19 protein-coding genes and 1 pseudogene are annotated in these 17,393 nt (G+C 74.0%); 5 read left to right on the top strand and 15 right to left on the bottom strand.

Going from position 1 to position 17,393, the window contains the following annotated elements; translation table 11 throughout:
* Positions 1-7: 7 nt before the first annotated feature.
* The 11 genes and pseudogenes from ACL02O_RS10625 to ACL02O_RS10575 form a co-directional block, all read right to left on the bottom strand.
* Positions 8-883: a lysophospholipid acyltransferase family protein gene (locus ACL02O_RS10625; protein ID WP_412817886.1), complete on the bottom strand. Its 876-nt coding sequence runs from the start codon at positions 881-883 to the stop codon at positions 8-10.
* 407 nt (positions 884-1,290) lie between these two features.
* Positions 1,291-2,364, bottom strand: coding sequence for an NAD-dependent epimerase/dehydratase family protein (locus ACL02O_RS10620; protein ID WP_412817885.1), 1,074 nt, complete (start codon positions 2,362-2,364; stop codon positions 1,291-1,293).
* A 120-nt stretch (positions 2,365-2,484) separates the two neighbouring features.
* Positions 2,485-2,586, bottom strand: a complete 102-nt coding sequence (locus ACL02O_RS10615; RefSeq protein ID WP_007465623.1) for a 30S ribosomal protein bS22 — start codon at positions 2,584-2,586, stop codon at positions 2,485-2,487.
* Between the two features lie 220 nt (positions 2,587-2,806).
* Entirely contained in the window at positions 2,807-3,016 is a 210-nt protein-coding gene (locus ACL02O_RS10610; protein ID WP_046564428.1) for a helix-turn-helix domain-containing protein, read from the bottom strand.
* 249 nt (positions 3,017-3,265) lie between these two features.
* Positions 3,266-4,450, bottom strand: coding sequence for an ABC transporter permease (locus ACL02O_RS10605; protein ID WP_412817831.1), 1,185 nt, complete (start codon positions 4,448-4,450; stop codon positions 3,266-3,268).
* A 119-nt stretch (positions 4,451-4,569) separates the two neighbouring features.
* A pseudogene (locus ACL02O_RS10600) lies at positions 4,570-5,403 on the bottom strand (ABC transporter ATP-binding protein); the annotation flags it as partial.
* Between the two features lie 31 nt (positions 5,404-5,434).
* Positions 5,435-6,820: an efflux RND transporter periplasmic adaptor subunit gene (locus ACL02O_RS10595; protein WP_412817830.1), complete on the bottom strand. Its 1,386-nt coding sequence runs from the start codon at positions 6,818-6,820 to the stop codon at positions 5,435-5,437.
* Positions 6,821-6,939: 119 nt separating this feature from the next.
* Positions 6,940-8,286, bottom strand: a complete 1,347-nt coding sequence (locus tag ACL02O_RS10590; RefSeq protein WP_412817829.1) for a hypothetical protein — start codon at positions 8,284-8,286, stop codon at positions 6,940-6,942.
* Positions 8,287-8,623: 337 nt separating this feature from the next.
* Positions 8,624-8,959 (bottom strand): YrdB family protein, encoded by a 336-nt coding sequence (locus tag ACL02O_RS10585; RefSeq protein ID WP_412817828.1) that lies wholly within the window; start codon positions 8,957-8,959, stop codon positions 8,624-8,626.
* Positions 8,959-9,525 carry a TetR/AcrR family transcriptional regulator gene (locus tag ACL02O_RS10580; protein ID WP_412817827.1) on the bottom strand — a complete coding sequence of 189 codons (567 nt, stop codon included), beginning with the start codon at positions 9,523-9,525 and terminating at the stop codon, positions 8,959-8,961. Before ACL02O_RS10580 ends, ACL02O_RS10585 begins: the two co-directional genes overlap by 1 nt.
* Positions 9,518-10,309 (bottom strand): alpha/beta fold hydrolase, encoded by a 792-nt coding sequence (locus tag ACL02O_RS10575; RefSeq protein ID WP_412817826.1) that lies wholly within the window; start codon positions 10,307-10,309, stop codon positions 9,518-9,520. The genes ACL02O_RS10580 and ACL02O_RS10575 overlap by 8 nt, the downstream gene beginning before the upstream one ends.
* Positions 10,310-10,386: 77 nt before the next feature.
* On the opposite strand from ACL02O_RS10575, the gene ACL02O_RS10570 reads away from it, so the two are divergent.
* Positions 10,387-10,791: a VOC family protein gene (locus ACL02O_RS10570; protein WP_412817825.1), complete on the top strand. Its 405-nt coding sequence runs from the start codon at positions 10,387-10,389 to the stop codon at positions 10,789-10,791.
* Position 10,792: 1 nt separating this feature from the next.
* Here ACL02O_RS10570 and ACL02O_RS10565 read toward each other — a convergent pair whose 3' ends face one another.
* On the bottom strand, positions 10,793-11,713 hold the full coding sequence (locus tag ACL02O_RS10565; RefSeq protein ID WP_412817824.1) for a proline dehydrogenase family protein: 921 nt from the start codon (positions 11,711-11,713) through the stop codon (positions 10,793-10,795).
* 118 nt (positions 11,714-11,831) lie between these two features.
* Here ACL02O_RS10565 and ACL02O_RS10560 point away from each other — a divergent pair, with 118 nt between their 5' ends.
* From ACL02O_RS10560 to ACL02O_RS10550, 3 genes are read left to right on the top strand one after another with little or no spacing between them, the layout of a single operon-like run.
* A complete protein-coding gene (locus ACL02O_RS10560) occupies positions 11,832-12,098 on the top strand; it encodes a hypothetical protein (RefSeq protein ID WP_412817823.1) in 267 nt (88 codons plus the stop codon).
* Position 12,099: 1 nt separating this feature from the next.
* Positions 12,100-13,266, top strand: a complete 1,167-nt coding sequence (locus ACL02O_RS10555; RefSeq protein WP_412817822.1) for a glutathionylspermidine synthase family protein — start codon at positions 12,100-12,102, stop codon at positions 13,264-13,266.
* A 19-nt stretch (positions 13,267-13,285) separates the two neighbouring features.
* Positions 13,286-13,861, top strand: coding sequence for a CGNR zinc finger domain-containing protein (locus ACL02O_RS10550; protein ID WP_412817821.1), 576 nt, complete (start codon positions 13,286-13,288; stop codon positions 13,859-13,861).
* Here ACL02O_RS10550 and ACL02O_RS10545 read toward each other — a convergent pair.
* Both ACL02O_RS10545 and ACL02O_RS10540 read right to left on the bottom strand, forming a co-directional pair.
* A complete protein-coding gene (locus ACL02O_RS10545) occupies positions 13,854-14,657 on the bottom strand; it encodes a sugar phosphate isomerase/epimerase family protein (protein WP_412817820.1) in 804 nt (267 codons plus the stop codon). The two genes, ACL02O_RS10550 and ACL02O_RS10545, sit on opposite strands and share 8 nt — an antisense overlap.
* 76 nt (positions 14,658-14,733) lie before the next feature.
* Positions 14,734-15,678, bottom strand: a complete 945-nt coding sequence (locus tag ACL02O_RS10540) for a Ppx/GppA phosphatase family protein (RefSeq protein ID WP_412817819.1) — start codon at positions 15,676-15,678, stop codon at positions 14,734-14,736.
* Positions 15,679-15,752: 74 nt separating this feature from the next.
* Between ACL02O_RS10540 and ACL02O_RS10535 the strand changes: the two genes are divergently transcribed.
* Positions 15,753-16,559, top strand: coding sequence for a hypothetical protein (locus tag ACL02O_RS10535; protein ID WP_412817818.1), 807 nt, complete (start codon positions 15,753-15,755; stop codon positions 16,557-16,559).
* Between the two features lie 206 nt (positions 16,560-16,765).
* On the opposite strand, the gene ACL02O_RS10530 is transcribed toward ACL02O_RS10535, so the two are convergent.
* A complete protein-coding gene (locus ACL02O_RS10530) occupies positions 16,766-17,338 on the bottom strand; it encodes a TetR/AcrR family transcriptional regulator (protein ID WP_412817817.1) in 573 nt (190 codons plus the stop codon).
* Positions 17,339-17,393: the final 55 nt, after the last annotated feature.

Here is a 17,393-nt window from a genome sequence, read left to right as displayed (position 1 = left end):
GGGCGGGTTAGGGGCCGAAGGGGTCGGGTCGGCGTTCGAGCAGCTTGTGCAGGGTCTGCTGGATGGTCTCCCGGACCTGATCGGCGAGGTTGAACACGACCAGCGGATCGTCCGCCGAGTCGCGCAGGTGCGCGGTGGGAATCGGCGGGCAGAACTCGATCAGCCACTTGCTCGGCAGCGGCACCATGCCCAGCGGTCCCAGCCAGGGGAAGGTCGGCGTCACCGGAAAGTACGGCAGCTTGAGCAGCCGGGCCAGCGGCTTGATGTCGGCGAGCATCGGGTAGATCTCCTCGCCGCCGACGATCGCCACCGGCACGATCGGTGTGCCGGTGCGCAGCGCCGCCGAGACGAAGCCGCCCCGGCCGAACCGTTGCAGCTTGTACCGGTCGGAGTAGAGCTTGCCGACGCCCTTGAAGCCCTCGGGGAAGACCCCGACCAGCTCGCCGTTGCCGAGCAGCCGTTCGGCGTCCGGGTTGCAGGCCACCGTGCCGCCGGTCTTGCGGGCGATCTCGGAGACCACCGGCATCCGGAACACCAGGTCGGCGCCGAGCAGCCGCAGGTAGCGGTGGGCCGGGTGCCGGTCGTGCAGGGCGGTGGCCAGGATCAGCGCGTCCAGCGCCACCGTGCCGGAGTGGTTGCCGACCACCAGGCCGGCCCCGGCCTCCGGCACGTGCTCCACCCCGCTGACCTCGGTCCGGAACCAGTCCCGGTAGAGCAGCCGGACCAGCGGATGGAAGACGGCATCGGTCAGGTCCGGATCGAAGCCGAACTCGTCGACCTCGTACTCGCCGGAGAGCCGCCGCCGGAGGAAGGCCAGCCCTTTGGCGACCTTCCGGTCCCAGTGCTCCCCCGGCCGGTCGGCCACCGCCGGCCCGGGGGGCACCTCACCGCCGGCGCCCGGCTGCTCGTCCGCGCCCCGCGCGGCCGACCCGCGCGCGGCCGCCTCGCTCCGCGCCGGCCGGCCCGTCGCCAGCTTGCCCGTCGGTGCGCCGGCGCCGTCCGGCGCGCCCGCCGTGCCGGTAGTCGGCTTCTTCGCCACGGCCTTCTTCGCCACGGCCTTCTTCGCCACGGCCTTGTCGGCGGCGTCGCCCGCCTCGTCCGTCCGGCGGCGCGCGGGCTCGTCGGCGGCGGTGTCCGGCTCGTCGCTGGCTGCCGGCCCACCGGTCGGCACCGGATCGGCGGCGGCCGTGCCGGTGTGCCGGTGCCCGTTGCGCCGCGCCGGCTCCGCGTCCGGCGCGGGCACGGCCAGCGGTACGTCGTAGCGGGCCTCGCCGCGCTCCTCGGGCCCGCTCACGACTGCTCCCGTACGGCGGCCCGGACCTGACGGATGCCCTCGAGCACGAGCTGCTCGGCGGTGGTGAGCTGCTCCCGGGTCACCACCACCCCGCCGTGGTGGGCGCGGATGAAGTCGTCGAACGCGGCGGCGGTCGAGCGGGGCGTGAAGCCGTACTCCCGCTCGAGTCTGGTGGTGTCCACCACCCGACCGTGCACGAAGAGGTCGACCTGGTCCAACCCGTACCGGCCGAAGCCCAGGCTGCGGGCGACGGCGGCCACCCCGGCGAGGCCCGGTTCCAGCACCGGCACGGCCACCCGGCCGGCCCGCCGGATCGCCTGGGACAGCGAGAGCACTCCCGGCCCGGCCACGTTGTACGTCCCCGGGTGACCCTCGGCGATCGACCGGTGCAGCACCGCCAGGGCGTCGTCGATGTGGACGAACTGGAGTCGCGGGTCCCGACCGAACACGGTGGGCACGACCGGCTGGGAGAAGTAACGGGTGAGCGTGGTGTCCGCGGTGGAGCCGATGAACGGCGCGAAGCGCAGCACGGTCGCGGTGACGTCGGGGCGCCGGCGGCGGAACCCGCGGACGTACCCCTCGATGTCGAGGATGTCGCGGCCGAACCCGCCGCGCGGCACCTCGCGCGGCTCGGTCTCCTCGGTGAAGACGGCCGGGTCGCGGAACGACACCCCGTACGCGGCGGTCGAGGAGCGGACCACGAGCTTGCGCAGCCGGGGCGCCCGCTGGCAGGCGGCGAGCAGCTGCATGGTGCCGATGACGTTCTGTTCCTTCATCGCCGCCCGACCGCCCTGCTGCGGGTCGGGGGCGCTGACCAGGGCCAGGTGCACCACCGCGTCGACGTCAAGGTCGACCAGGAGGCCGCCGAGCGAGTCGAGGTCGAGTCGAATCCGCTCGACCCCGGCCAGCAGCTCGGTGAACTCGGGGTTCGGGGTGGCCGGGTCGACCCCGATGACCCGTTCGATGCGCGGGTCGGCGGCGAGGCGGGCGGCGACGTGCGCGCCGAGGTAGCGACCGACCCCGGTCACGACGACGACCCCCGGAGCACCTGGGGTGCCACCGGGGGTCACGTCGTGCGCCTTGCCCGGCAGGCGGGATCGAGCCGGGACGTCCACGGCCTGATCACCTGTGCCTCCGAGGGTCGACAGTTGGCAAGTGGTGCCGGATGCCGGGCGGGGGCCCGGCTCCGGTCACTTGCCGAGGCGGCGACGCTGGACGCGGGTCTTGCGCAGCAGCTTGCGGTGCTTCTTCTTAGCCATGCGCTTGCGGCGCTTCTTGACCACCGAGCCCATACGACAGCCTTTCGATGCAACGTGCGGGGCGGACCAGGAGACACCACCGCGGGTGGCGCCGGTGACCGCTTGCGGACAACGGACCGGACCGGCGTGGTGGGCAGGGCACACCAGGGTGCGGTCACGGTCGGGGTCCAGGGTAGCCGGAGAGCGTCAGCAGGACCAACGCGGCCCCGTCGATGCCCCTTTCGTCGCACTCGACGGCCTGGCCACCGATGCGTCAGGCGGTCTCCTGGAAGGCGCCCCGGAGGTATTCGTGCACGGCGTGCTCGGGCACCCGGAACGACCGGCCGACCCGCACCGCGGTGAGCTCACCGCTGTGCACGAGACGGTAGACCGTCATCTTGGACACCCGCATGACCGTCGCCACCTCGGCAACGGTCAGGAACCTGACATCCGACAGCCGTGCGTCAGACTGCGACCCGGCCATGGCTCACCGACCCATTCCCATGCCCGGCGCGTGCCACCGGGACAGGTTGATTCCGGCCACGACGGGCAACGCGCGTGTTACCAGTACGGTAGCGGGGCGGCTGTGACCGGCGCGATCCCTTCCTTCTAATGATCATGGAATGTCCCCCGATCACCCCATGCTGACCTGCCGTTTTCTACCCGGCCGGGCGGCCCGTCCGGTTCGTGGGAGCGCGCCCCTCGGCCAACTCGCCCCAGCGGCGTCCGGGTGTCACTCCGCACGCAGCGCCACCACCGGGTCCAGCCGGCCGGCCCGCTGGGCCGGGACCACGCCGAAGACGATGCCCACCGCCGCCGAGACGCCGAACGCGAGCGCCAGCGACCACCAGGTGATCGCCGCGGGGATCGGCGAGACGGCGTCGACCAGCACCGATACGCCCACGCCCAGCGCGATCCCGGTCAACCCGCCGATCGAGGTGAGCAGCACCGCCTCCAGCAGGAACTGCACCCCGATGTCCCGGGGCCGGGCACCGACCGCCTTGCGCAGGCCAATCTCGCGGGTCCGCTCGCGTACCGAGACCAGCATGATGTTGGAGACGCCGACCCCACCGACCAGCAGCGAGATGCCGGCGATCGCGGCCAGCACCCCGGTGAGCACGCCGAGGATGTCGCCGAGCACGCCGAGGATCTGCTCCTGGGTGACCGCGCTGAACTCGGTGTCCGGGTGCCGGCGGGACAGCTCGGCGACGATCCGGTCGCCCAGCTGGTCGATCCGCTCCCGGTCGGGGGCCTTGACCGCGATGCCGTCGATCCGCTGGGTGCCCCAGAGCCGCTGCGCGGCGGTGACCGGGATGTGCACCTCGTCGTCCCGGTCCACTCCCAGGCTCTGGCCGAGGGGGGCGAACACCCCGATCACCCGGAACCGGACGCCGGCCAGGGCGACCTGCTGGCCGAGCGGGTCGCGGTCGGGAAAGAGCGCCCGTGCCACGGACGCGCCGAGCACCGCGACCCGACGGCTGGTGTCCACGTCCGCCCCGGTGAGGTAACGGCCCCGGTCGAGCGAGCGGGTGAAGACCCTCGGAGTTGTCTCCAACACCCCCTGCACGGTGGTGAAGTCGGACCGGTTGCCGGCGCGGGCGGTCGCCCCGGAGGTGACGGTGACCGCCACCCGCCCCGGGTCACCGACCACCCGGGAGACCGCGTCCACGTCCCTGAGGTCGAGCGGCGAGACCACCGGCGCGGTACCGACGTCGATCTTGCCGGGGACCACCAGGAGCAGGTTCGAGCCGAGCCCTTCCACCTGCTGTTCGACCTTCTGCTTGGTGCCGGTGCCGATGGACACCAGGATCACCACCGAGGCGACACCGATGATCACCCCGAGCATGGTCAGCGCGCTGCGCATCCGGTTGGCCCGCAGCGCGTCCAGCGCCACCCGCCAGGCCTCGGCCAACCTCACGAGGCGCCCCCGGTCGGCTCGCCCGGCCGCGCGGCGTCCGCGCCCGGTCCGGCACCGTAGACGTGCGGTCCGGCGGGGTCGCCGCCGCCAGCGGTATGCCCGGAGACCGCGCGCGGAAGGCGTCCGGTGGCTCCGGTGGCGCCACCGGAGCCACCGGACGGGTGCCCCGGGCCGCTTCCGGACGCGGACCGGGGCTCCGCGCTGGGAGCGTCGTCCAGTGTCGCAGGCCGGCCGCCGGGGCCGGACGGCGGTCGATCATGAACGGTGTCCGACCTGATCAGACCGTCCCGGACGGCGATCCGCCGGCGGGCCCGGGCCGCCACCTCCTGGTCGTGGGTCACCATCACCAGGGCCACTCCCGACTCCGCGTTCAACTGTTCGAGCAGCTCCAGCACCGCCTCACCGGTGGCCGTGTCCAGGTTTCCGGTGGGCTCGTCGGCGAGCAGCACCGCCGGGTCGGTGACCAGGGCGCGGGCGATCGCGACCCGCTGTTGCTCGCCGCCGGAGAGCTGGTTGGGCCGGTGGTCCAGCCGGTGCCCGAGCCCGACCCGGCCGAGCATCGCCGCCGCGCGTTCCCGCCGCTGCCGCGCGCCGACCCCCCGGTAGACCAGCGGCAGCGCCACGTTGTCCACCGCGGAGGTCCGGGGCAGCAGGTGGAACGCCTGGAAGACGAAGCCGATGGTCTGGTTGCGCAGCGTCGCCAGCTCGGGCGCGGAGAGGGTCGCCACGTCCCGGCCGCCGATCACCAACCGGCCACCGGTGGGCCGGTCCAGCCCGCCGAGCAGGTGCATCAGGGTGGACTTGCCGGAGCCGGACGGTCCGATCACCGCCGCGTACTCGCCGGGGTCGATGGTCAGCGAGACCCCCCGCAGGGCGGGCACCGACACGCCGTCCAGCTGGTACGTCCGGGACACGTCGACCGCCTCGATCGCCGGCACCCCGGAGGGGAGCACGGCGGTCACCGGCCGACCCGCGGCACCGCGCTCACCCGAGCTCCTGACCGTCGTGCACCTGGTCGGCCCCGCGCACCACGATCCGGTCCCCGGCCTGCACGCCGTCGACGATCTGCACCAGGTCCTGTCCCTGCACGCCGACGGTGACCGGCACCTGGTCGGCCTTGCCGTCCCGCAGCAGCCAGACCGCGTCCCGGCCGTCGGCGGAGAAGACCGCCGAGGCCGGTACGGCCACCGCGTCGGCGGCCTCCCGGACCCGGAGGTGGACCACCGCGTTCATGCCGGGCCGGGGCGTCGGCGCGGCTTCCCCCTCGCCGAGCCGCCCCGCGCCGAGGCTGAGCCGGACCCGGTAGGTGACGCCGCCGCGGGCGGAGGTGGTGGGCAGCACGTCCACCGAGCGGACCTTCGCGTCGTAACTGGCGCCGGTCACCGCGTCCAGCTCGACGGCGGCGGGTACGCCGGTCCTGACCAGCAGCACGTCGGTCTCGTCGACCTCGGCGAGCAGGCCGAGCCGGCCGGTGTCCACCACGGTCAGCACGGGTGTGCCGGCGGTGACCCGGCCGCCCGGCGGCACCGCGTCGTCCACCCCCGGCGGCGGGCCACCCTGGCCGGTCGCGCCGAGCGCCGACGGGTCGAGCCCGGGCACGTTGCCCCCGGCCGCGCCGAGCAGGCTGCCGAGATCCGTCGCGGTGGCGGCCCGGGTCCCGCCCGGCTGCACCACCCCGGCGATCGGGGCGCGCAGTGTCAACGCGTCGACGGTCGCCTCCGCCAGGTCGTACGCCTGCTGGGCCTGGAGGCGCTGCGCGGCCGACAGCGCGCCGACGGCGCTGCTCAGGCCGGCCACGCCGCGCTGCACGGCGGCGACCGCGCGATCCGCGGCCCGGGCAGCCGACTCGTACTGCTGCTGGGCCGAGTCGACCTGGAGCAGCAGCGCGGACCGCAGCTGCGGGTCGGCGATCTTCCCGGCGGCCTGCCGCGCGGCGTCGAACGCCTCCTTGGCGGCCCGGTCGGTGCCGCGCCGGCTGCCGCCCAGGTCCCCGACGCCGACGCCCCGGCCGGCCCGCTTGGCCGCGCGGAGCGCCTCCCGGGCCTGCTTCAGGCGGGCCCGGGCGGAGGGTGAGTCGATCACGGCGAGTACCTGACCCTTGGCGACCCGCTGTCCAGGCTGGACGCGCAGGCTGGCCAGGGTGCCGTCGGCGGGTGCGGTGAGGGTGGCGGCGGCCCGGGCGGTCACCGTGGCCGGCGCGTCGATCACCTCGGTCACCTCGGACCGGCCGACCTGGGCCACGGTGACGCCGGACTTGTCGTCACCGCAGGAGGCGGCGGTGGTGCCGGTCAGCGCGACGACGGCGAGGAGGGCGGTGAGCAGGCGAGGGCGGGTGGCCGCGGGCAGCCGCGGCGAGTGGGTGCGGCGCACCCGTCGATCGTACGAGTACGCCGCACCCGCCCCGGAATCAGCTGAGGCGGTGACCCACGCCGTCCCCCGGTCCGCGGCTGGGCGGCTCGGCCCGGACCATGGCCTTGGCTGGGTGCGGGTCAGCCGCCGGCGACCGCGCGGACGTAGGCGACGCAGTCGTCGTGCAGGGTGGACCACCGCTCGCCGAACGCCTCGTCGGCCGCGGCGTCCAGCGATCGCCGCTCGTGCACCACGGCCCGGAAGAAGTCGAGCACCCGCTGCTCGCCGTACCGGTCGACGAGGTGGCGGACGGCGAGGTAGCCGACGCCGTAGGCACCCCCGACCCGGTCGTCGGCCGCGTCGTCGGCGGGCGCCAGCGAGTCCAGCCGGCCGTTCCAGCCGCCGCGGACGAGTCGGCGCACCTCGGCCAGACCCTCGTAGCGGTCGACCGGCTGGCCGTCCGCGCCCGCGTACTCGGCCAGTCCCTCCACCAGCCACCAGCTCGACCGGTCGGAGTAGCCCCGGTCGGGCAGCGAGGCGGCGTGGGTCAGCTCGTGCCGGAGCAGGTCGTCGACGCCGGCCCGCGAGATGATCTGCGCGTTCAGCACCACGTCGTGGTGCCCACCGCCGACCCCGACCGCGTACCCGGCGGTCCACTTCGGGCGGCCACCGCCGTACCAGCGCTGCCACTCCGCCCGGCCGGCGTAGAAGACCAGGTAGCGGTCCGGCGGCGGGCCGTCGACCGCGTACAGGTCGGCGACCTTGGCGGCGGCCTCCGCCTGCGCGAGCAGGCCGGGCAGCTTGGCCCGCTGGGCGGGCGTGGTGGCGACGACGGTCCGCTTCCCGACCGCCACCGCGAGGTCGCTGATCTCCCACGGTCGGGCGCCGGCCGGCTTCGCCCGGGACTCCTCGACGGCGACCAGCCGGGGTTCCTCTCCCATCAGCCGCCACCGGGTGCCGATCTCCACCGTGCTCGGGGCGCAGTCGAGCACCACGAAGCAGTAACCGACGTCGACCGACAGTCGCCACTCACCCGGCCGCCCGTCGACCGCCGCCGGCAGGCCCTCGGCCGCCGGCCGCCAGACGGTCACCCGCAGCGCCCGGAGCGCGGCGTACCGGCGGGTCAGCGCCGGCCGGGCGGCCGGCTCGGCGACCGCCAGGAAGGCGGCCTTGTCGCCGCCGAGCAGCGCGGTGGCCTGCCGGTCGAGCTGGGCGGTCATCCGCTGGCCGAGCCGGCGGGCGGCGGCCGTGGCCGGGTCGTCGTCGGCGCGGCCGGCCGCCGGGCGCCCGGCCGCGTCCCCCACCACGCCGACCAGGAGCACGCCGGACACCCCGCACGCCGCGAGCGCGAGCACCACGGCGACCACGACCCAGAGCGGCGGTCGCCGCAGCTTCCGCGACACCGGCGGCGGGGCCGGCGTTGCCGGCGCGAAAGGTGCGGGGCTCGCCGTAGCCGGGCCGGAGGGCCGCTCGTCACCGTCGGTCACCGGCGAAGGGTACGACCAATCGGGGCGTTCCGGCCAGAGCCCACCGCGCGCCGGCGAGGTGCGGACCACCGTGCACTCGAACGACGCGTCTCCCGGCACCTACGAACTTGATGTCGCGGCCGACTCACCGGAGCGGACTCCCGCCCGTCAGGAGAACGACGCCTTCAAACGCCTCCCGCCGAGCCTCGGTTGCGTCATGGTCCTCGGTCCGGCTTCTGGTACCGGTCGGCCCGGCCCGCCCGGTGAATCGTCGAGGACATCAAGTTTGTAGGCACTCAAAGGTGTCATCCCTGCTGGCTGGAAGGGAGGACACGAGTGCCCGGCGGGGAGGGCGGACTCAGACCGGGTCGCCGAGGTGGGTGAGCAGCGCCTTGTCGAGCGCCCAGAGGGCCACCAGCACGGCACCGGGCACCGGCTGCCCGGCCAGCGCGAGCAGCAGCCCGCCGGTCACGAAGCAGGCGGCCTGCACGGCGAGCTTGGCCGGGGCGGGCAGCACCACGCCGGCCTTCGGCGAGCAGAACACGCCCCACACGACGGCGATCAGCAGCGGCGCACCGAGACCGGCGAGCAGGCGCACCGACCAGCCGGCGTCGAGGGTGAACCCCCACCAGCCGGCGGCGGCGAGCATCGCCAGCTCCAGCAGGAAGATCAAGGCGAGCAGCGCGCCCTTCATCAGGACCTCCAGTCCAGGTACGCGGTGTCCAGTGCGGCCACCAGCTGGTCGAAGCTGCGGTCGAGGCCGCGCGGCATGCCGAAGCCGCCCACCGCCTCCAGGGTCACGAAACCGTGCACGGCGCTGCGGAAGATCCGGGCCGCGTCGACGGCGTCGTCGCCGGTCAGGCCGTATCCGAGCAGGATCGCGTAGACCGCGTCGAGGGCGCGCCGGCCGGCCGCCACGTGCTCGGGGTCGTCCGGGTCGGGCACCTGCTGCGCCGCCGCGTACCGGCCCGGGTGCCGGCGGCCGTAGTCCCGCCAGGCGACGGCGACCGCGTGCAGCGCGTCCCGGCCGGCGCGGCCGGCGACCGCCCGGGTCATCTCCTCGGCCAGTTCGCCGACGGCCAGCACGGCGAGCTTCTGGTGCAGCGCGTCGACGCCCCTTACGTGCTTGTAGAGGCTGGGCAGCGCGACGCCGAGCCGGCCGGCGACCGCCGCCAGGGTGAGCCGGTCGTGGCCGACCTCGTCGGCGAGCGCGGCGGCCTCGCGGACCACCGTCTGCGGGGTCAGGCCGACCCTAGGCACGGGAGGTCACCGCCAGGAACTCGGCGAGGTCGGTGGCCGTGGCGTCGGGCTGGTCGGCGTGCGGGTAGTGGCCGGACTCGTCGATCATGCGGGCCTCGGCGGTGGTGAAGAGCCGCCGGGCGGCCCGCGCCTCGGCGCCCGGGTCCTTGAAGTCCGGGTCCCGGGTGCCCATCAGCACCAGGACCGGCTGCCGTACCTCCCGGGTCCGGGTGGTCCAGTGCGGCTCGACCGGCTCGACCACGCCGCGCACCGCGGCCATCCGGCCGCGCAGCTTGGCGACCATCTCCGTCCGGTACGCGGCGTCGTCGTCCGGCCGTCCGGACGGGAAGAGTGTCCGGTGGAACATCCCGAACAGGCGGGGGCTGCGCAGCACGAGCGCCTGGGCCAGCCGCATCACCGGGTTCGGCTTCTCCCGCGACACGAACGGGCTGACCTGCACGATGCCGTTGACCAGCTCGGGCGCGTCGGCGGCGGCGAAGACGACGGCCGCCGCGCTGGACGAGCTGCCGACCAGGGTGGCCGGACCGCCGAGCGCCCGGACCACGGCGAGCAGGTCCGCGCCGACCTCCGCCGGGGCGTACGTGGGCCAGTGGGCGCTGGAGTCGCCGTGCCCCCGCACGTCGACGGAGGCGACCCGGTACCCGGCGGCCACCAGCCGGGGCACCAGGTGCCGGAAGGCCGCCCGGTTCTCCCCCATGCCGTGCGAGAGGACCACCAGTGGGCCCTCCCCGTGCACCTCGTACGCGATGGTTCCGCCGTCCCGCGACACGCGGCTAATCGTCATAGCCAAAAGGCTAATGCCATTAGCTTTTGCCGTCAAGGCTTGACCTCAAGTCGAGTGGAGATCGCACGATCGTGCGCATGCCGCTTTCCGCAGACACCCACGTCCGTATCGCCCGACCCAGCCACGACCTCGCCGCCGCCGAACGCTTCTGGGCCGAGGGCCTGGGTCTGGAGGTGCTGTACCGGGGCGAGGCCGAGGGGCCCGGCGAGCACGACCTGGTGATGCTGGGCTGGCCGGGCGCCGGCTGGCACCTGGAGCTCGTCGGCGGCGCGCAGCTCTCCGTCGCGCCGCGCCCGACCGACGAGGACCTGTTCGTGCTCTACCTGGACGGGCCGGTCGACGACGGCCTGCTCGACAAACTCGAACGGGCCGGCGGGACGAGGGTCTCCGCCGGCCCGTACTGGGACCGCTGGGGGGTGACGTTCGCCGACCCGGACGGCTACCGCCTGGTGCTCTGCACCCGGGCCTGGTCGAACGCGTGAGTCACTTCTTCGAGACCAGCGCGCGGCCGAAGAACATCAGGTTGGCGGGGCGCTCGGCCAGGCGGCGCATCAGGTAGCCGTACCACTGGTCGCCGTAGGGGACGTAGGTGCGTACGGTGTACCCCTCGCCGATCAGGCGCTTCTGCTCCTCGGGCCGGATGCCGTACAGCATCTGGAACTCGAACTGGTCCGGTCCGCGGTCGAACCAGCGGGCCCGGTCCTCGCCGATGGCGATCAGCCGCGGGTCGTGGGTGGCCAGCATCGGGCGACCGTCCCCGGCCATCAGCACGTTCATGCAGCGCACGTACGACTTGTCCACCTCGCGGGTGGACTGGTAGGCCACCGACTCCGGCTCCTTGTACGCGCCCTTGCAGAGCCGCACCCGGGACCCGACGCCGGACAGCTCCCGGCAGTCCGACTCGGTGCGCCGCAGGTACGCCTGGAGCACCGCGCCGGTCGACGGGTAGTCCTTACGCAGCTTGGCGAGGATGTCCAGGGTCGAGTCGGTGGTGGTGTGGTCCTCCATGTCGAGGGTGACCGTGGTGCCCGCCGCGTCCGCCGCCGCGCAGATCGCCCGGGCGTTGTCGTAGGCGAGCTGCTCGTCGAACATCTGACCGAGCGCGGAGAGCTTCACGCTGACCTCGGCGGCCGGGGTGAGCCCGGCGGCGCCCAGCAGCCGCAGCAGCTTGAGGTACTCGTCCCGGGTGGCGTTCGCCTGCTCCGGGGTGACGGTGTCCTCGCCGAGGTTGTCGAGGGTGACCGCTTGGCCGTCCGCGACGAGTGCGCGGGTAGCGCGCAGCGCGTCGTCGGTGCCGGCGCCGGCGACGAACCGGCGGACGACGTCCCGGGTGAACGGGGCCGTCGCAACGAGCCGCTCGACCTGGGATGACCGGGAGGCGGCGAGGATGACGGAACGGAGCATGCGCCGAGCGTAACGCCCGCCTGCGTACCCGCGCCGAGGGGCGGCGGCCAACGTCACGCTGCGTTCCGGCCCCGCCGTGGGGCCGCCGATCTGGCGGCCGTCCGCTAGAACGGAGCACGTGGAACCTCACCCCCACCGCCGGCTCCGGTCGGCCACCGTCCAGCTCGGCACGCTGACCGTCCTGGCGCTCGCCCTGTCCGGCTGCAACGGCGGCTACGACGACGATGACGACTGCGCCCTCGGCCCGGCCGGCGGTGGCGCCGACACCGTCGCGCTGGCCCTGCGCGTCCCCGCGCCGGCCGCCGCCCGGGACACCCCGGCCCCGGTCGCGGCGCTGCCGGACCGGGGTGGCTTCGGCACCTACCTCGCCTCCTGCGGGGGCTGACGTGCGGCGGGAGGCTAGCCCGCCACGCCCCGGCTGGGACGCCACCATCCGGTCGCAGGGCCTGGTGTACGTCGACACCGAACTGCCCGGCGGCGAGATCATGTCGTACTGGGACGAGACCGCCGCGTACGCCTTCGAGCTGGACGAGGTGCTCCGACTGGAGGAGGCGACCGAGGAGCTGCACCGGATGTCGGTGGCCGCCGCCGAGCACATCGTGGCCCGCAACCGGTACGCCGAGTTCGGCATCCCGGCCTGGGCGGCCGAGGCGGTCGCCCAGTCGCTGCGGGCTCAGCCGCCGACCCTCTACGGCCGCTTCGACCTCTGGTACGACGGCAGCTGGCCGCCCAAGCTGCTGGAGTACAACGCGGACACCCCGACCTCGCTGGTCGAGGCGAGCATCGTGCAGTGGTACTGGCTGGAGCACACCCGGCCCGAGGCGGACCAGTGGAACAGCCTGCACGAGCGGCTGGTCGGCGCGTGGGCGAAGATCGGCACCGGGCTGCACGACCCGCGAGTGCACGTGGTCTGGTCCGCGGAGGAGGAGTCCGGCGAGGACCAGATCACCGCCGGCTACCTGGCCGAGACGGCCCGCCAGGCCGGGCTGGACGTCACGCTCATGCCGATCCAGCGGATCGGCTGGGACGGGCGGCGCTTCGTGGACGCCGACGACCGGCCGATCACCACCTGTTTCAAGCTCTACCCCTGGGAGTGGATGCTGGCCGAGCCGTACGGGCCGCCGGCCCTGGAGCCGGGCACCCCGACGACCTGGATCGAGCCGGCCTGGAAGCTGCTCCTGTCGAACAAGGCGCTGCTGGCGGTGCTCTGGGAGCTGTATCCGGGCCACGAGTACCTGCTGCCGGCGTACCTCGACTCGCCGCGCGGGATGACCGGGTACGTGGCCAAGCCGCTGCTCGGCCGGGAGGGCGGCTCGGTACGCATCGTGACCGCCGGCACCGAGATCACCAATCCGGGCGTCTACGGCGACGAGGGCTTCTGCTACCAGGAGTTCCGCGCGCTGCCCGAGTTCGCCGGCAACCGGATGGTGCTCGGGAGCTGGATCGTCGACGGCGAGTCGGCCGGCGCCGGTGTACGGGAGAGCGAGAGCCTCATCACAGACGGTTACGCGCGGTTCCTGCCCCACTACATCGACGCGCCGCGTGTCCCGTGAGTCGTCTACCGTTGGTGTCGTGAACTTCGACGCGTACGCCCGGACCGGAGTTGATCTCGTCAACGCCCGCCTGGACGACCTCGACGACCTGCGGGCCCTCTTCCCGGACGAGAGCGGGTGGATGCGCGACGAGGTCGCGGAGCGGGACCTGACGATCTTCCGGCGGGCGCAGAAGCGCCTGCGCGACGTCTTCGAGTACGGCACCTCCGGCCGGGACGGTGAGGCGGTGGCGGAGCTGAACGCCATGCTGGAGGCCTTCCCGGTGCAGCCGCGCATCTCCGGCCACGACTCCAGCGACTGGCACATGCACGTGACCAGCCGGGGCGCCTCGGTCTCGTCGGAATACCTGGCCGGCGCCGTCTGGGGCCTGTCGGTCTGGCTGTGCGAGTACGGCAGCGCCCGGTTCGGCGTCTGCGCGGACGAGCGCTGCGGCAACGTCTACCTGGACACCTCGTCGAACTGCTGCCGGCGGTTCTGCTCGGAACGCTGTGCGACCCGCTCGCACGTGGCCGCGCACCGGGCCCGCAAGCGGGCCGCCGTCGGTGAGCAGGTCAGCGTCCCCACCCAGGCGGAGTCGCTCTCCCCGGTCAGCTGACCGGGGAGGGTGCGGTGAGGTTGGCGCGGGCGAACTCGAGCGCCTCGCGCAGGTCGGCCTCGCGCACGGCGCGGCTCTTCGCGCCCCGGGTGGTGACCTCGACCGCGACCGAGCCGGTGAAGCCCCGGCCGGCCAGCGAGCGGAGCAGCTCCGCGCAGGGCTGACCGCCGCGGCCGGGTACCAGGTGCTCGTCGCGGCCCTCGCCGGTGCCGTCGCCGAGGTGCACGTGGGCCAGGCCGGCGCCCATCCGGTCGGCCATCGCGAGCGCGTCGGTGTGCGAGGCGGCACAGTGCGACAGGTCCAGGGTGTACGAGCGGTAGCCGGTGACGGTCGGGTCCCAACCCGGGACGTACGGGACGAACTGCCGGCCGGCCATCCGCACCGGGTACATGTTCTCCACGGCGAAGCGCAGCCCGCCGAACTGCTCCTCGATCTTTGCCAGACCCTCGGCGAAGTTCCGCGCGTAGTCCCGCTGCCAGGTGAACGGCGGGTGCACCACGACCGTGGGCGCCTCCAGCGTCTCGGCCAGCTCCGCGGCCTTGCGCAGCCGCTCCCAGGGGTCGGGGCTCCACACGCGCTGGGTGACCAGCAGGCACGGCGCGTGCACCGACAGGACCGGGACGCCGTAGTGGTCGGCCAGGCCGCGCAGCGCGCCCGGGTCCTGGCTCACCACGTCGGTCCAGACCATCACCTCGACGCCGTCGTACCCGAGCGCCGCGGACAGCTGGAAGGCCGCCGCGGTGCGCTCAGGGAACACCGAGGAACTGGACAGGAGCACCGGGACGTGGGAAGTCACACCCCTCAGGGTAGCCGCCCCCGGCGCGGCGCATCGGGACGAGCAGCCGCAAAGCGCCCACCTCGACCGGCACGGATCACATCGGCGCGAGCTGATCCAGCCGGCGCAGGATGACCCCCTCCCGCAGCGCCCAGGGGCAGATGTGCAGGCGGTCGACGTCGAGCCGGCGCATCACCGCCTCGGCCACCACCGCCCCGGTGAGAAGCTGGTGGGCCCGCCCCGCGCTGACCCCTTCCAGCTCGTGCAGCTGCCCCGGCGGGATGTGCCGGATGAAACCCAGTACCTGCCGCAGTCCGGTCCGGGTCAGGCTGCGCCGGGCCCAGAGCCCGGCGCCGGAGGGCGCGGCCCCGGCGAGCCGGGCCAGCGTCCGGAACGTCTTCGAGGTGGCCACCGGACGCTCCCAGCCCACCCCGGCGAGCTGCTCCAGCACCGGTTCGAGCTGCGCGTCGACGTACTCCCGCAGCTCCTCGACCGCCTCCGCGGACGGCGGCACCGTGCCGGACGGGTCGACCCGCAGCCGTTCCCGGCTCAGCCGGCCGGCGCCCAGCGGCAGCGAGACCGCCACATCCGGGTCCTCGTCGATCCCGGCAGCCAACTCCAGCGAGCCGCCGCCGATGTCCATCGCCAGCAACCGGCCGGCCGACCAACCGAACCACCGTCGCACGGCGAGAAAGGTCATCCGGGCCTCGTCCGCGCCGGACAGCACCTCCAGGCGTACGCCGGTCTCGTCGCGGACCCGGGCCAGCACCTCGCCGGCGTTGGTAGCTTCGCGGACCGCGCTGGTGGCGAAGGCCAGCAGGTCGTCGGTCTCCAGCCCGTCGGCGGCGGCGCGGGCCATCCCCACGGCCTTGACCAGGCTGTCCGCGCCCGCGTCGGTCAGCACGCCGTCCGGGCCGAGCTGCTCGGCGAGCCGCAGCACCACCTTCTCCGAATGCGCCGGCCAGGGATGAGCCCCGTGGTGGGCATCGACCACCAGCAGGTGCACCGTGTTGGAACCGACGTCGAGAACACCCAGTCGCATGCTCCTGACCCTATGGCCAGACACTTTCCCCGGCTCGCCGGCCGGCCCGGGTCACCGCGCGTACGCTGGGCCGGGTGACAGGGCAGATCGAGCTGCAGGTGCTGGTGGACGACCCCGACGACCCGCGCAGCCGGGAGGTGGAGCTGGACTTCCCCCGGGAGTGGATCGAGTTCGTCGACCCGGCCGACGAGAAGCACGTGGTCCGGGCCGACCTGACCTGGCTGCTCTCCCGCTGGACCTGCATCTTCGGCAAGGGCTGCCACGGCATCATCGCCGGTCGGGCCGCCGACGGCTGCTGCTCGCACGGGGCGTTCTTCACCGACGCCGACGACGAGAAACGGGTCCGGGCGGCGGTCAAGCGACTCACCCCGGAGACCTGGCAGCACTTCCGCAAGGGCTTCAAGAACTGGACCGAGAACGACACCATCGACGGGAAGAACCCGGCCCGGCGTACGGCCACCCGGGACGTCGACGCGCCGTGCGTCTTCCTCAACGACGCCGACTTCCCCGGCGGGGGCGGCTGCGCGCTGCACGCCCAGGCACTGCGGGACGGGGTGCACCCGCTGGAGTACAAGCCGGACGTCTGCTGGCAGCTGCCGATCCGCCGGGACCAGGAGTGGCACAAGCGGCCGGACAACACCAAGGTGCTGATCTCCACGCTCGCCGAGTTCGACCGGCGGGGCTGGGGCGCGGGCGGGCACGACCTGGACTGGTGGTGCACCTCCTCCACCGACGCGCACGTCGGCGCCGAACCGATGTACCTGTCGTACGGCCCGGAGCTGACCGCGCTGATCGGCGCCACCGCGTACGCCAGGCTGGCCGAACTCTGCGCGGCCCGGCTGCGTCAGGGGCAGATCGCCCCCCACCCGGCCAGCGAGTGAGGAAGGCCCCTTCACCGCGGCTCCGGTAGCGGAGCTGCGGACCCGGCTGGAGCAGTACGCCGCACGCCGCACCGCGCTGCGCGCCGCGGTCGTCGCCGACCAGGCGGACGTCGGCCGGGCGCTGTCCCGCCGGTACCTGGAGCGCTACGCCTGGGTGGGCCTGACACCACGCGGCGGCACGCCACCGCCCCACGACGGCCGCACGCTCAGTCGAGGGTCGCGTCGACCAGGGCACGGGCGGAACGCTTGGCGGCCTCGGCGAGCGCCGGGTCCCCGTCCAGCACCCCGCCGGCCAGCCCGCCGTCGAGCAGCAGGGTGAGCTGACGGGCCAGCAGTTCGGGCTCGGCCGCCCCGGCTCGCCGGGCCAGGTCGGTCACCCAGGCCCGGACCACGTTCTTGTGCTCGACGGTACGGGCGTGCACCGGGCCACCGGCCGGAGATTCGGCGGCGGTGTTGATGAACGCGCAGCCGTGGTACCCCTGCCGGCGGCAGGCCCCGACCAGCGCGTCGAACATGCCGACGAGCTGCTCGCGGGGATCGTCGCCAGCGTCCCGGGCGGCGGCCCGCAGCGCCCCGAACCACGCCTGGTCGACCTTGTCCAGGTACGCCAGCACGAGGTCGTCCTTGCTCGGGAAGTGCTTGTAGAGGGTGGCCTTGGCGACCCCCGACTCGGCGATCACGGTGTCCACGCCGACGCCCCGCGGCCCGTACGCGTAGAAGAGCCGGAACGCGGTGTCGAGGATGCGCTCCCGGGCGGAGCCGGCGGGTGTACGCGTCATTCAGTCCTCCCTCGCGACCCGGCCAAGTCTACAGACCAGTCCGTCCACCGGCGCC

This window comes from Micromonospora mangrovicola, assembly GCF_047200535.1.
GTDB lineage: Bacteria > Actinomycetota > Actinomycetes > Mycobacteriales > Micromonosporaceae > Micromonospora.
The sequence above is the reverse complement of the archived record's forward strand: the minus strand, read 5'-3'. Positions and strand labels throughout refer to the sequence as shown.